Here is a 13,459-nt window from a genome sequence, read left to right as displayed (position 1 = left end):
TTCTGGATGGCTGTCTTCAAAACAGGTCGCCTTAATTTTACCCAACACAGGGGGTTCCTGCCGTGAACAAAAACGATCTCGTCGCCGCTGTCGCCGACAGCGCCGGGCTCTCGAAGGCCGACGCCACCAAGGCCGTGGACAGTGTCTTTGACTCCATCACCGACGCCCTCAAACAGGGCGACGAAATCCGTCTCGTCGGCTTCGGAACCTTCGCTGTGACAGATCGCGCCGAAAGTGAGGGCCGCAATCCCCGCACGGGCGAGAAGATCACCATTCCCGCCTCCCGCCAGCCCAAGTTCAAGCCCGGCAAGGGATTGAAGGACGCCCTGAACGGCTGATGACGATGCCCAGCCCGTGTGGGTGGGCGTCCCGGCGACCAAGGTTTGGACGGCCCGCGTGGAAAGAGGAGCGCCTCATTCGGCGGGCCGCAGTTGTCTCTGGTCCTCACGGGAGCCACCCACGCCAGGACGGATGCCAGCCCCGATCAAGGCTCGCGGGCCCTGGATGACGGGGGGCGAGGGAGAGGGTCCACGACAGGTCCAGGAGCGCGGCAAGATACCTCCTGAAGCGGTTGGGCCGACCCGTGGCGTTACCCTTGTTTTTGCAACGGGGTCCACTGGGGGGGTACATGCCCGCACGGACCGACGGACGCACAGGGTCTCACGCGTGTCAGCGTAGGTACCGGACAGGGGGAAGCAGGATCAAGACCGTGGCCGCGCCGGTGATCGGACCCGCCTCCGTGATCCGCTCTCCATGGTAACGTCGGGCCGCAGTCCCCGGAGGGTGCGGCCTGCCGACGCATCAAGGATCACGCGACACGGGCGATTAGCTCAGTTGGTAGAGCATCTCGTTTACACCGAGAGGGTCGGCGGTTCGAGCCCGTCATCGCCCACCACTTAAAAATCAAACGTTTACAGACGTCTTCGTCTGGTGCTGAGCGTCGGGTTTGCGCCGACGCCGTGGGCGCAAACGGGGGCTGGCGGGTTGGAGCCGCCGTCATCAACGAGGCCAGCGGCCGGGGCGGCCCTGGCAAACGCGTTTCTGATCGACCCGACGGGCGCGCCGTTGCCTCGATCACGCGATCGGTCTCGGCGACTTGATGGGCTTTGTGCCGAGCCGCGATGGCGCGGCGGTCCACAGGGCAGACCCCGCGCCGTTTTCGATTTTCGTTCTTCTCCAGGTTCCGGAAATCCAACACCGAAGAGTCCCACATCGCCCGATCCCAGGGTAGGTCAAGGATCTCCCCCGCCCCTCGGCCGCCTGACTCCACCAGGCGGTCGCGGTGGCGGCCCGCATACTCACAGCGCCGACACCACCTCCAGGGCACGGGACCTCTCTGTTCGGATAGCGGTTCCCGTCACCACAAAAAAACCCGACGCCTCGCGGCGCCGGGTGGGTATCCTGTGTGCCATTGATCTCGACACTTGGCAAAAAGCGTCACCGCCAGCCGTTCGAACCCGAGGTCAGCCGCCTACGGCCCGCGACAACGCCTCGGCCACGACGACGGCCTGCGCGGCGCGTCCCTTGGCCATGTCGGTCTCGGCCTCTTCCAGATCCTCGCGAGCCGCGTCCAGCCGTGCCCGCGCGTCATCGGCGGACACCTCCGTCAGCGGAAAGGCTTCCTCCGCCAGGATGGTGCAGCGCTCCTCGGTGACTTCCGCGAAGCCGCCGGCGATGAACAGCCGCTGCTCCACCTGACCGCCCTTGTAGACGTCGATCACCCCCGGGCGCACCGTGGACAGCATCGGCGCGTGCCGGGGCAACACGCCGAAATCACCCTCGACGCCCGGCACCACCACCATCTCCACCGGCTCCGACATCAGCAATCGCGCGGGCGAGACCAGTTCGAATTCCGTCGTTTCCGTCATGCCCTCGACATCCCCTGACCAAGGCCCGTAGTCCACCGATCCAGACAATAGATGCAGTTTGCATTCTTTCTCTTGTCTGGCTTTCCTTTATCTGGATCCGTGCACCGACTTCAGAACGTTGCGACCCGCCCCATGCCGTCAGGCAAGACCGCCTTGACGACGTCGCTGCACGACAGGCCGACGCATCCCTCGCCCCGTCCCGCCCCTCGAACGCACCCGGTCCGAGGGCCGGCCGGCCCGACGACATCGGCGCCGCGCGGCGGTCGCGCCCCTGCCCCCGGCCTGCCGGGACAGAGGGGCGCGGCCACATCCATCACGCCGCTTCGGCGGCCATCTTCTTGGCCTTCTCGATGGCCTCGTCCATGGTGCCGACCATGTAGAACGCCTGCTCGGGCATGTGATCGTACTCACCCTCGACCAGACCCTTGAAGCCCTTGATGGTGTCTTCCAGCGTCACGTACTTGCCCGGAGACCCCGTGAACACCTCGGCCACATGGAACGGCTGCGACAGGAACCGCTGAATCTTGCGGGCGCGCGCCACCACCAGCTTGTCTTCCTCGGACAGTTCGTCCATGCCCAGGATGGCGATGATGTCCTGAAGCGACTTGTAGGACTGCAGAACGCGCTGAACTTCACGCGCCACCGTATAGTGCTCGTGACCCACCACGTTCGGGTCCAGGGCACGAGCGGTGGAGTCCAGCGGATCCACGGCCGGGTAGATGCCCAGTTCCGAAATCGCGCGGTTCAGAACCGTGGTGGCGTCCAGGTGGGCGAAGGAGGTCGCCGGAGCCGGGTCGGTCAGGTCGTCGGCGGGCACGTAAATGGCCTGCACCGAGGTGATCGAGCCCTTCTTGGTCGACGTGATGCGCTCCTGCAGGTTGCCCATGTCGGTGGCCAGGGTCGGCTGATAACCCACCGCCGAAGGGATACGGCCCAGCAACGCCGACACCTCGGAACCCGCCTGCGTGAAGCGGAAGATGTTGTCGACGAAGAACAGAACGTCCTGGCCTTCCTCGTCGCGGAAGTACTCGGCCAGCGTCAGTCCGGACAGGCCCACGCGGGCGCGGGCGCCCGGCGGCTCGTTCATCTGACCGTAGACCAGGGCGGCCTTGGAGTTATTGCCCTTCAGATCGATCACGCCCGAATCGATCATCTCGTGATAAAGGTCGTTGCCCTCGCGGGTCCGCTCGCCGACGCCAGCGAACACGGAGTAGCCGCCGTGGCCCTTGGCGATGTTGTTGATCAGCTCCATGATCAACACGGTCTTGCCCACGCCGGCGCCACCGAACAGGCCGACCTTGCCGCCCTTGGTGTAGGGCGCCAGCAGGTCGATGACCTTGATGCCGGTCTCCAGGATCTCGGTGTCGGTGGACTGCTCCACGAACTCCGGGGCCTGACGGTGGATGGGCAGCTTCATGCTCGTCTCGACCGGGCCGCGCTCGTCGATGGGCTCGCCGATCACGTTCATGATGCGACCCAGGGTCTGCGGCCCGACGGGCACGCGGATCGGCTCGCCGGTGGCGTTCACCGACTGGCCCCGCACCAATCCCTCGGTGGAATCCATGGCGATGGTGCGGACGGTGGACTCGCCCAGGTGCTGCGCCACTTCCAGCACCAGCCGCTTACCCTGGTTGTCCGCCTCCAGCGAGGACAGAATGGACGGAAGCTCGCCCTCGAAGCGGACGTCAACCACGGCACCCATCACCTGGGTGATCGAGCCGACGGAATTGTTCTGCGCGGTCGCCATGTGACGCGTGCTCCTGCTTGCGATCCTGTGTTGTGGCGCGTGCGGTCCGGCGGACGCGCCTGATCCTGGGTCTCGTCGTGGGGGCCGCGCGAGCGGCGGCCCGCCCTACAGCGCCTCGGCGCCGGAAATGATCTCGATCAGCTCCTTGGTGATCATCGCCTGACGGGTGCGGTTGTACTGCAACGTCAGGTCGTCGATCATGTCGGAGGCATTGCGCGATGCATTGTCCATGGCGGTCATCCGCGCCCCTTGTTCGGACGCGTAGTTTTCCGTCATGGCACGGAACACCTGGGTCTTGACGTTCAGCGGCAGCAAGTCGTCGAGGATGCCCTCTTCCGACGGCTCGAACTCGTACAGCGCGCGCTGCGCCGCGTCCCCCGTGGCGTCCAGCGGCTGGTTCTCGTTGGCGGTTTCGGGCACCGGGAACGGAATCAACTGCTGTCGCGTGACGATCTGGCTGATGGCCGACCGGAAGCGGTTGTAGACCAGGGTGCAGACGTCGAAGTCGCCGGCCTCGAACATGTCCAGCACCCGCTGGGCCACCACCTCGGCCTCGGCGTAGGTGATGACATGGCGACCGAAGTCCTCCAGCGTGTCGCTGATCAACGACGCGTGATCGCGCTTCAGCGCGTCGCGGCCCTTGCGGCCCACGCAGAGAAGCGCGACCTCCTTACCGTCCGCCTGCAACTCGCGGATCAACGCCCGGGTGTTGCGGGCCGTGGCACTGTTGAGGCCGCCGCACAGGCCCCGGTTGGAGCTGACCACCACGATCAGGTGACGGCGATCATCGCCGGTGCCGGCCAGCAACCGGGGCGCGCCGGGCGTGCCCACGACGCTGCCGGCCAGGGTGCCCAACATGCGGTCCATGCGCTCGGCGAACGGCCGGCTGTTCTCTGCGGCCTCCTGCGCCTTCCGCAGGCGCGAGGCGGCCACCATCTTCATGGCCGAGGTGATCTTGCGGGTCGATTTGACCGACGAGATCCGGTTGCGTAGGTCCTTCAGGCTCGCCATGGACTGGGGGGCCTTTCCTCCAGGGGGACGCGATCACTCACATGGGGTTGGGGCGCGAGGCCCCGTCCCTCAGGCGAAGGTCTTGGCGAAGCCATCCAGGAACGCCGCGAGCTTGTCCTCGGTATCCTGGGACAACGCCTTCTCGGCCCGGATCGCGTCCAGGATGCCCGGCGCCGACGCCCGCATTTCGCGCAGCATCTCGGTTTCGAAGCGCGTCACGTCCGCCGTCTTGACCGCGTCCAGATAGCCCTTGGTGCCGGCATAGATGGACACCACCTGCTCCTCGACCGGGAACGGCGAGTACTGGTTCTGCTTCAGCAGTTCGGTCAGACGCGCGCCACGGTTCAGCAGCCGTTGGGTGGCCACGTCCAGGTCGGACGCGAACTGGGCGAAGGCGGCCATCTCGCGATACTGGGCCAGTTCCAGCTTGATCGAGCCGGCCACCTTCTTCATGGCCTTGACCTGCGCCGACGAACCCACGCGCGACACCGAGACGCCCACGTTCACCGCCGGGCGGACACCCTTGAAGAACAGATCGGTCTCCAGGAAGATCTGGCCGTCGGTGATGGAGATCACGTTGGTGGGGATGTAGGCCGACAGATCGTTGGCCTGCGTCTCGATCACCGGCAGGGCGGTCAGCGAGCCCGACCCATGATCCTCGTTCAGCTTCGCGGCGCGTTCCAGCAGGCGCGAGTGCAGGTAGAACACGTCGCCGGGGTAGGCTTCGCGGCCGGGCGGGCGACGCAGCAGCAGCGACATCTGCCGGTAGGCCACGGCCTGCTTGGACAGATCGTCGTAGAAGATCACGGCGTGCTTGCCGTTATCGCGGAACCACTCGCCCATGGTGCAGCCGGCGTAGGGCGCCAGGTACTGCAGCGGCGCCGGCTCGGACGCGGTGGCGGCGACCACGATGGTGTAGTCCAGCGCCCCATGGTCGGCCAGGATCTTCACCACCTGGGCCACGGTCGAGCGCTTCTGCCCCACCGCCACGTAAATGCAGTACAGCTTCTCGCTTTCATCCTTGGCCTTATCGTTCACATTCTTCTGATTGAGAATGGTGTCCAGGATGATGGCGGTCTTGCCGGTCTGGCGGTCGCCGATGATCAGTTCGCGCTGGCCCCGGCCGATGGGGATCAGGGCATCGATCGCCTTGATGCCGGTCTGCACTGGCTCGTGCACCGACTTGCGCGGCACGATGCCCGGCGCCTTGACGTCGGCGCGCGCGCGCTCAACGTCGGTCACCGGACCCAGGCCGTCGATGGGGTTGCCCAGGCCGTCCACCACGCGCCCCAGCAGGCCCATGCCCACGGGCACGTCCACGATGGACTCGGTGCGCTTGACGATGTCGCCTTCCTTGATGCTGGTGTCCTCGCCGAACACCACGGCGCCGACATTGTCGTCCTCAAGGTTGAGCGCCATGCCCTTGATGCCGCCGGGGAACTCGACCATCTCGCCGGCCTGGACATTATCCAGTCCATGGATGCGGGCAATTCCGTCGCCGACCGAGAGGACCTGACCAATTTCCGCCGTATCCGCCTCGGCGCCGAAATTGGCGATCTGTTCCTTCAGGATTGCGGAGATTTCCGCGGCGCGGATTTCCATCATCCAACCCCTTTCATGGAGAGACTCAAGCGTTGCAGTTTCGAGCGCAGGGACGTGTCAACCATGCGCGAGCCGACGCGGATCACCATGCCGCCCAGCAGGTCCGGATCCACCGAGGCATTGATGGTCACGTCATTGCCCACCACCTGCTTCAGGCGCGCGGCCAGATCCACCATCTGACGATCGCTCAGCGGCCGGGCGGCGATCACCTCGGCCGAGGTCTCGCCGCGCCGCTTGGCGAGTTGGCGCTGAAACGCCCTGATCATGCCCGGCAGCGCGAACAGGCGCCGCTTCCCGGCAACCAGCCCCAGGAACTTCCGGGTCTCGTCACACAGGTCCGCCTTGTCGGCCAGGGCCAGAATGCCGGCCAGATGATCGCCTCGGCTCACCACCGGACTGGCGATGAACCGACGCAAGTCCTCGCTGTCGTCCAGCATGGCGCGGAGCGCGTCCATATCATCGGCCACCCGGTCGATGACTTTGTTCTCCTCGGCCAGATCGAAGAGCGCCGTCGCATAACGAACAGCCAGCCCGGATACCCGCGTCGATTCCGATGCCACAGTCGCCGTGTCCCGCTTGTGAGTGAAACCCCTGTCCCGCGCATGGATTTGGGCAGGGTGTTGATTTTCAACAAAATTCGAGGCCCCGGAGAGGACTCTCCCCGAAGACGACGGTTCATTAGCACACTCCTTTCGCGGATTGCAAGTGGCGGTCGGGCGTGGCGCGGGGTGCGGCGATCAGCGGACCGGACGGACGACCCGGTCCCGCCGGGACGTCCGTCCGGCGCCCCCGGGGCGCCGGATCGCATCGTTATCGTGACGTGGCCGTGGTGAGGAAGGCCCTGTCCCTTGGTCCGACCACCCAAGGGAGGCTCCGTCAGGACGACGCCTTATTAAAGAAGCGCCCCCGCACCCCGACCGGCCGCGCGGCGTGGAGAGCCTCCGCCGGATCACGCCCCCCGGCGGCTTGAGCGGACGCCGAACACCCCACTGTCCACAAACCGGCCATAAACTGGGGTCATGGTTGAGGGCATGGATGAGACGTGGGCCGCTCGTTCCGCGACCGGTCCACGTTTACGAACGGTCAATGCCTTGTATTGAGCCCGCTCAAGGGATCCAGTATAAGGTTTCGTTCTGGCTCGGCCCAAGGTCTTGCGGACGCCTGGATATGCTGCCGGAAGCCGTTCTGTTCGAACTCAACCGGCATCACCCCGGTCCGGCCTACCGTAGAAACCCCATGCCGAACCGATCCATTGGTTTCGTAGAAGAACGTGAGAGGAGACTATCCATGCTGAGGACCCTCATGATGGCCACGGGCGTGGCTCTGACCTTGGGTGCGAGCACGACCGTCGCGCTGGCCGAGGGCGACGTCGCCAACGGCGAGAAGTGGGCCAATCGCGTCTGCAAGGCGTGCCACACGTTCGACAAGGGCGGCAAGCACATGGTGGGCCCGAACCTGTGGGGCATCTACGGCCAGGCTCCGGCCACCGTGGAAGGGTTTGATCGCTATCAGGCCGCGCCGCTGTTCGCCGAGAACGGCATCGAGGAGTGGAACGAAGAGACCCTGACCGAGTACGTGGCCGATCCGGAAGCCTTCCGCCAGAAGTACGCCGGTGGACATGAGAGCGCCATGGTCGTCAGCCTGCCGCCGAAGTTCGCGCCCGACGTGGCCGCGTACCTGAAGACGCTGCAGGACTGATCCGGGACCGACTCCGGTTATCCGTCGCATGGAAAACCGCCGCGCCCAGGCAGGGCGCGGCGGTTTTTTCGTGTCGGCGGAATGCCCCGGACGCCCGCCGCCCTGGCCGATCCGCGCGGGTCGGACCCGCGAAACCGGCACTTCCCGCGCCGACGCCCGCGCCGTAGGGTGCCGCCGTCCCTGGCCGGGCGGGGCGTCGGCGATACCCGTGTCGGCGCCCGCCGGGCCTTTCCAACAGGAGTGCATCAATGACCGATTTCGTGCAGATCGGACGGGATCTGGCGGCCGGCATGGCGGACCTCGCCAAGGCCGAACCGGAAACGATGAGCGCCTTCAAGGCCCTGATGGCGGCCACCGCCGGCCAGGATCAAGAGCTGAGCGTCAAGGTCAAGGAACTGATCGCCCTGGCCATCGCCATCACCGTGCGCTGCGACGGCTGCATCGCCCATCACGTCAAGCTGGTCGTCGATGCCGGCGCGACCCGTGGCGAGGTGGTCGAGACCATCGGTGTCGCCCAGTTGATGGGCGGCGGCCCGTCAACGGTGTATGGCGTCGAGGCCCTGCGCGCCTATGACCAGTTCGCGGCCGTGACCGCCAACGCGGCCTGACCATCGGTCTCGACCGCCCCCTCCTCCCCTTGATGCCGAAACGCCGCCGCGCCTCTTGCGGCGGCGGCGTCTGTCGGCTATCAACCGTCGTCATCGCGCCGGCCCGGGCCGGCGCGGGTCCCATGCCCTTGCCCCGCCGGGGCTGCTTGGCTAAAAGGGCGCCTCTTTGCGCGGGAGCGGCTTCATGAAAGACGGCATTCATCCAGAGTACCACGAGATCACGGTCACCATGACCGACGGATCCGAGTTCAAGACGCGGTCCACCATGGCCGGCGACAGCATCAAGCTTGACATCGACCCCAAAAGCCATCCGGCCTGGACCGGCGTGCAGCGCCTGGTGGACAGCGGCGGACAGGTGGCCAAGTTCAACAAGCGCTTCGCCGGGTTCGGCCTCAAGTAGGGCGGCCTCCGCGCAAGGCACCCAGGCGCGACCCAGGGCACCGTCCCATCGCATCGGGGTCGGCCGTTCGTTGTTTGGACGAGCGGTTGGCCCCGTTGCCGTTTTTCGGCCATGGCGAGTCGGTTCGGCGCCGGACCGGCCTGTAACGACGGTGGTGACCTGTGTCGCCGGGGTGATCAGGGGATCGGCCCGTTCGGGGAAACCGGTTCCGCCGCCTCCCGAGAGGCGGTAGGATGCCTCCCCCTAGGGTTCCGAACCCCTCCTTGGCGCGGGCCTGTTGCCAAGCCCGGTCTCGCTTCCGTGGGACGACCGCGTCGTGGTCCGACCCCACGTCTCCCCGCGTGTTCGCGCGCCCCCTAGAGCAGCCTGGATCGACGACCCGATGAAGAAGAACGCCCTGCTGAACGCGGCCGTCCACAACAATAAGGCCACTACAAAAAAGGGGGCATTGGAACGCCTGTTCACGCTGATGTTCCGTGGCTTTGTTTATCCGCAGATCTGGGAAGATCCGGAGATCGACATCGAGGCCCTGCAACTCAACGGCGACAAGCGCATCGTCACCATTTGTTCCGGCGGCTGCAATATTCTGAACTACCTGACGGAGTCTCCAGCCCGCATCGACGCCGTGGACCTGAACCCGGCGCATGTGGCGCTCAGCCGCCTCAAGCTGACGGCGCTTCAACACCTGCCCGACTACGAGACCTACTTCCGTTTTTTCGGGCACGCCGACGAGCGAGCCAACACCCGGGCGTTCTCGAAGTACCTTCTGCCCCACCTGGACGAGCCGACCCGCCGCTACTGGACCACATGGACGCCGGCGCACGGGCGGCGCATCAACTACTTCACCAAGAACATCTACCGCTTCGGGCTGTTGGGACGGTTCATCGGTTCGCTGCACGTCCTGGCCCGGGTGCACGGCACCAACCCGCGCGTTCTGCTGGCGGTGCGCACCCCCGAGGAACAGCGCGCCCTGTTCCACGCCACGGTCGGCCATCTGTTCGATAAGAAGCTCGTCCGCACCCTGTGCAACCTGCCGGTCAGCCTGTACGGCCTGGGGATCCCGCCCGCCCAGTACGAGGCCCTGGCCCTGTCCGCCAATGGCGACGTGCCCTCGCTGCTGCGCGAGCGCCTGGAACGCCTGGCCTGCGACTTCCCCATCGAGGAGAACTACTTCGCCTGGCAGGCGTTCGGGCGCGGCTACGACCGCCATTTCCGCCGGGCCGTCCCGCGCTACCTGCGCGGCGAGCACTACGAACCCCTGCGCGGCCTGTCCGACCGGGTGAACATCCACCATACGTCCATGACGGTCTGGCTCGCCGATCAGCCCGATCGCAGCCTGGACGGCTATGTCCTGCTCGATGCTCAGGACTGGATGAACGAACGCCAGTTGAACGAGCTGTGGACCCAGATCGTGCGCACCGCCAAGCCCGGGGCCCGGGTGATCTTCCGGACCGCCGGCACAGAAAGCCCGCTGCCCACGGCCCTGGCGTCGGACCTGCTGACCCCGTGGGATCATGACCCCGAGGACTGCCGGGCGCTAACCCAGCGGGACCGGGCGTCCATCTACGGCGGCTTCCACCTGTACATCCGGCGGGACTAGCCCCCCTCATCACGGTCCCCCTCACGGTCTTCAAGGAACCCGCGCCCCGCCATGGACGCCACCACGCTGATGGACCGGATCTACCGGCAGCAACGACATATCTATGACCTGACCCGCAAGTACTACCTTCTGGGTCGGGACCAGTTGATCGACGAGGTGCGTCCGGAGGCCGGCGCGACGGTGTGCGAGGTGGGCTGCGGCACCGCGCGAAACCTGCTGCGCATGGCCCGACTGTACCCCGAGGCGCGGATCCTGGGGCTGGACGCCAGCGCCGAGATGTTGAAGACGGCGCGGTCCAAGCTGGCCCGCGCCGGCCTGACGGAGCGTGTGCCCGTGGCCCTGGGGCTGGCCCAGGACTTCGATCCGGCCGCCCTGTTCGGAACCGACCGGCCGCTGGACCACGTGGTGTTCTCCTACAGCCTGTCCATGATCCCGCCGTGGCGGGAGTCCATCGACCACGCGCTCACCCTGCTGCGCCCGGGCGGGCACATCCACATCGTCGATTTCGGCGATCAGGCGGGCTTGCCCAGGGCCTTCCGTGCCGTGCTGTACGGGTGGCTGGGCCTGTTCCACGTGCACTACCGGCCGGAATTGCTGGCCTACCTGCGCGCCCTGGGGGCCGATGGGCGGGCCAAGGTGACGATCCGGCCGCTCTATCGCGGCTATGCCGTCATGGCCCGGCTGACCCGCACCGCCTGACGCCGGGGTCTAAACCGGCGCCAGAATCGACGCGGCACCCCGCAGCGTCTCCCGGAACAGACGCACCAGGTGCGGGTCCAGGTGGCCGCGCATGCCCTCCATGAGGTCCAGCGCCGCCTCGGGCGACATCGGGTCCTTGTAGGACCGCCGGTCGGTGAGCGCCCCGAACACGTCGACGATGGCCGCCATCCGCGCCAGATCGTTCAGCGCCCCGCCCTTCAGGCCGCGCGGATATCCGGTGCCGTCCAGCTTCTCGTGATGCTGGCCGGCGATGGTGACGACCCCGCGCGGCACGTCGTCCATCCGGTCCAGCATCTCGACCGTGCGGGTGACATGGCCCCGCATGCGCGTCCACTCCGCCTCGCTCAAACGGCCGGGCTTGTTCAGCAGCGCGCGCGGGATGGCCACCTTGCCGATGTCGTGCAACAGGCCACCGGCCGCCACGGTCAACAGGTCGTCACCCACCAGCCCCAGTTCATGGCCAAAATAGGCAAGAAACGTTGCCACCCGAATGGAGTGAACGTACGTATAATTGTCGTGACCTTTCACACTGTTCAGAAGAACGTCGAAGGATCCATGGTTGACCGCCTCCACCAGGGACGCACAGCTATCCCTCACGTCGCTGTAGGGGATCGGTTTCCCTTCAAGGATGAGGTTGGGGATCTCGTTGAAAATCGCCACGGTTTTTTTCAGCGCGCCTTGCGGGGCCGGGTCAAGCGCATCCCATTGCGCCTCAAGCTCCCGGGTCAGAAGGGCGGACAAGGTCTCGTACAGTCTGGCCCTGGTGAAGGGCTTGATCAGCACCGGACACCCGCGCCCGCGCAGCAGCCGCACGAACACCGAGGACTCGTGGGACGCCATGCCGATCAGGGGCACGTGACGCAACACGGGATCGGATCCGATCGCCTCAATGGCGGCCGCCCCGCCCCGGGGCGGTGTGCGCTCGTCAACGATCATCACGGCGGGCACCGCGAACAGCGGCAGGGCGCGCACGGCCTCCCGCCCCGTCCGGAAACTGGTGACGTCGTAGAGGTCGCCCAGGGCGCTTCTGAGTTGATCCCGATGTCTGTCGACAGGCTCGATAATGGTGATCGGGGGCTTCGACCGGACCGCATCATCCGCGCGCGCGGCCGTCTCTCCAGACAGCCCCGCGGACACGACGGTCCCCCTGGCAAACGGCGGTCGGCGACCGTATTCCACCGAGGTCTGAATGGTCATGGGACGATCCCGTGTCTCTCCCGAACGTCGCGCACGGCGGGGTGCGGTCTGTCATCGAAAAACAAACGGGCGAGCTGTCTCATCCATTTGCAAGCCCGGTCATAACGTATAGGTTGAGAGACGTAAAGGCAAGACTTACACCGCTCCCCTCGGGGTCTGGAACCGCGCGGTGGCGTCCGTCCCCGGTCCCGACGAATAAGGGCACACCACGGACGGCCCGCGTCACACGTGGCCGATCTCGCGCAGGAAGTCCACCAGCAGAACGGCCATGGTGTCCGGGTCCTCGACACAGGGCAGGTGCCCCACCCCGGGGATCATCTCCAGCCGGGAGCCCGGAATCCGACCGGCCAGCGCCCGCACCGTGTCCGGTGGCGTGCCGCCGTCCAGACCGCCGCCGACGACCAGGGCGGGTCCCTCGATGGTTCCGACGGCCTCGGTCAAGTCGGCCTCGCGGATGGCCGCGGCGACGCCCAGGAAGCCCTCGACCGGCGTGCGCGCCACCATGTTGCGCCAGGGGGCCACCCGCTCCTCGGTGGCCCGGAAGGTCGGCGAGAACCAGCGCTCCATGGTGGCCTCGACCACCGCCGCCATGCCGCCCGCGCGCACCGCCTCCAGCCGGGCGTCCCAGACCTCGGGCGAGCCAATGCGGCTGGCGGTGCTGCACAGCACCACGCCGCGCAGCCGCTCGGGAACCCGGATCGCCAAGTCCTGGGCGACCAGGCCCCCCACGGACAGGCCGCAGAGCACGAAGCGATCGATCCGCAGGTGGTCAACCAGGGCCAGCAGGTCGTCGGCGAGGGTCGAGATGGTCCAGGGGGCGGCGGCATCCCAGGGCGGCGTATCGGACAGGCCGTGTCCGCGCATGTCGTAGGTCAGTGCCCGCACGCGCCCCCCCATGCGGCCGAGGACAGGCTCCCACAGGCGCATGTCGGTGGCCAGGGAGTTGGCGAACACCAGCCAGGGCAGGCCGGGGGCTCCGCTCACCCGGTAATGCATCCCGCTCCCGGG

General features: G+C 66.7%; 13 protein-coding genes and 1 tRNA gene. 7 read left to right on the top strand and 7 right to left on the bottom strand.

From position 1 onward, the window contains the following. Positions 1–62 precede the first annotated feature (62 nt). The gene (locus tag GGD89_RS06910) at positions 63–338 is read left to right on the top strand and encodes an HU family DNA-binding protein (RefSeq protein WP_184043471.1); all 276 of its coding nucleotides are present in this window, start codon (positions 63–65) and stop codon (positions 336–338) included. A 481-nt stretch (positions 339–819) separates the two neighbouring features. Next, positions 820–895, top strand: a tRNA-Val gene (locus GGD89_RS06905). Positions 896–1,463: 568 nt separating this feature from the next. Here the strand turns inward: GGD89_RS06905 and GGD89_RS06900 are convergent. The 5 genes from GGD89_RS06900 to GGD89_RS06880 all read right to left on the bottom strand — a co-directional run bounded on the left by GGD89_RS06900 (position 1,464) and on the right by GGD89_RS06880 (position 6,788). Next, the gene (locus GGD89_RS06900; RefSeq protein ID WP_184043469.1) at positions 1,464–1,868 is read right to left on the bottom strand and encodes a F0F1 ATP synthase subunit epsilon; all 405 of its coding nucleotides are present in this window, start codon (positions 1,866–1,868) and stop codon (positions 1,464–1,466) included. 313 nt (positions 1,869–2,181) lie between these two features. Next, positions 2,182–3,615, bottom strand: coding sequence for a F0F1 ATP synthase subunit beta (atpD, locus tag GGD89_RS06895; protein WP_184043467.1), 1,434 nt, complete (start codon positions 3,613–3,615; stop codon positions 2,182–2,184). A 105-nt stretch (positions 3,616–3,720) separates the two neighbouring features. Next, a complete protein-coding gene (locus GGD89_RS06890; protein ID WP_184043465.1) occupies positions 3,721–4,626 on the bottom strand; it encodes a F0F1 ATP synthase subunit gamma in 906 nt (301 codons plus the stop codon). A 69-nt stretch (positions 4,627–4,695) separates the two neighbouring features. Then, on the bottom strand, positions 4,696–6,228 hold the full coding sequence (atpA, locus tag GGD89_RS06885) for a F0F1 ATP synthase subunit alpha (protein WP_184043569.1): 1,533 nt from the start codon (positions 6,226–6,228) through the stop codon (positions 4,696–4,698). Beyond that, on the bottom strand, positions 6,228–6,788 hold the full coding sequence (locus GGD89_RS06880; RefSeq protein WP_184043463.1) for a F0F1 ATP synthase subunit delta: 561 nt from the start codon (positions 6,786–6,788) through the stop codon (positions 6,228–6,230). The genes atpA and GGD89_RS06880 overlap by 1 nt, the downstream gene beginning before the upstream one ends. A 727-nt stretch (positions 6,789–7,515) precedes the next feature. Here GGD89_RS06880 and GGD89_RS06875 point away from each other — a divergent pair. The 5 genes from GGD89_RS06875 to GGD89_RS06855 all read left to right on the top strand — a co-directional run bounded on the left by GGD89_RS06875 (position 7,516) and on the right by GGD89_RS06855 (position 11,233). Continuing rightward, positions 7,516–7,926 carry a c-type cytochrome gene (locus GGD89_RS06875; protein ID WP_184043461.1) on the top strand — a complete coding sequence of 137 codons (411 nt, stop codon included), beginning with the start codon at positions 7,516–7,518 and terminating at the stop codon, positions 7,924–7,926. Between the two features lie 248 nt (positions 7,927–8,174). Further along, positions 8,175–8,534 (top strand): carboxymuconolactone decarboxylase family protein, encoded by a 360-nt coding sequence (locus tag GGD89_RS06870; RefSeq protein WP_184043459.1) that lies wholly within the window; start codon positions 8,175–8,177, stop codon positions 8,532–8,534. A gap of 184 nt (positions 8,535–8,718) precedes the next feature. Further along, positions 8,719–8,934: a 50S ribosomal protein L31 gene (gene rpmE / locus GGD89_RS06865; protein WP_184043457.1), complete on the top strand. Its 216-nt coding sequence runs from the start codon at positions 8,719–8,721 to the stop codon at positions 8,932–8,934. 382 nt (positions 8,935–9,316) lie between these two features. Continuing rightward, entirely contained in the window at positions 9,317–10,534 is a 1,218-nt protein-coding gene (locus tag GGD89_RS06860) for a BtaA family protein (RefSeq protein WP_184043455.1), read from the top strand. Between the two features lie 51 nt (positions 10,535–10,585). Further along, positions 10,586–11,233: a class I SAM-dependent methyltransferase gene (locus GGD89_RS06855; protein ID WP_184043453.1), complete on the top strand. Its 648-nt coding sequence runs from the start codon at positions 10,586–10,588 to the stop codon at positions 11,231–11,233. Between the two features lie 9 nt (positions 11,234–11,242). Here the strand turns inward: GGD89_RS06855 and GGD89_RS06850 are convergent, their stop codons facing one another. Together GGD89_RS06850 and pcaD are read right to left on the bottom strand one after the other, a co-directional pair. After that, complete coding sequence (locus GGD89_RS06850; RefSeq protein ID WP_184043451.1) at positions 11,243–12,451, bottom strand: HD domain-containing phosphohydrolase; 1,209 nt, start codon at positions 12,449–12,451, stop codon at positions 11,243–11,245. Positions 12,452–12,673: 222 nt separating this feature from the next. Next, the gene (gene pcaD / locus GGD89_RS06845; RefSeq protein ID WP_221238353.1) at positions 12,674–13,435 is read right to left on the bottom strand and encodes a 3-oxoadipate enol-lactonase; all 762 of its coding nucleotides are present in this window, start codon (positions 13,433–13,435) and stop codon (positions 12,674–12,676) included. Positions 13,436–13,459: the final 24 nt, after the last annotated feature.

Origin of the sequence: Roseospira visakhapatnamensis (genome assembly GCF_014197915.1) — a bacterium.
Classification (GTDB): Bacteria; Pseudomonadota; Alphaproteobacteria; order Rhodospirillales; family Rhodospirillaceae; genus Rhodospira; species Rhodospira visakhapatnamensis.
This window is presented reverse-complemented; position numbering and strand designations above follow the sequence as displayed.

Bases quoted from the DNA above. Each gene is read 5' to 3' on its own strand.
- GGD89_RS06850 (WP_184043451.1), bottom strand. From the start codon at position 12,451: ATGACCATTCAGACCTCGGTGGAATACGGTCGCCGACCGCCGTTTGCC.
- GGD89_RS06875 (WP_184043461.1), top strand. From the start codon at position 7,516: ATGCTGAGGACCCTCATGATGGCCACGGGCGTGGCTCTGACCTTGGGT.
- GGD89_RS06890 (WP_184043465.1), bottom strand. From the start codon at position 4,626: ATGGCGAGCCTGAAGGACCTACGCAACCGGATCTCGTCGGTCAAATCG.
- GGD89_RS06870 (WP_184043459.1), top strand. From the start codon at position 8,175: ATGACCGATTTCGTGCAGATCGGACGGGATCTGGCGGCCGGCATGGCG.
- rpmE (WP_184043457.1), top strand. From the start codon at position 8,719: ATGAAAGACGGCATTCATCCAGAGTACCACGAGATCACGGTCACCATG.
- atpA (WP_184043569.1), bottom strand. From the start codon at position 6,228: ATGGAAATCCGCGCCGCGGAAATCTCCGCAATCCTGAAGGAACAGATC.
- GGD89_RS06900 (WP_184043469.1), bottom strand. From the start codon at position 1,868: ATGACGGAAACGACGGAATTCGAACTGGTCTCGCCCGCGCGATTGCTG.
- atpD (WP_184043467.1), bottom strand. From the start codon at position 3,615: ATGGCGACCGCGCAGAACAATTCCGTCGGCTCGATCACCCAGGTGATG.
- GGD89_RS06855 (WP_184043453.1), top strand. From the start codon at position 10,586: ATGGACGCCACCACGCTGATGGACCGGATCTACCGGCAGCAACGACAT.
- GGD89_RS06860 (WP_184043455.1), top strand. From the start codon at position 9,317: ATGAAGAAGAACGCCCTGCTGAACGCGGCCGTCCACAACAATAAGGCC.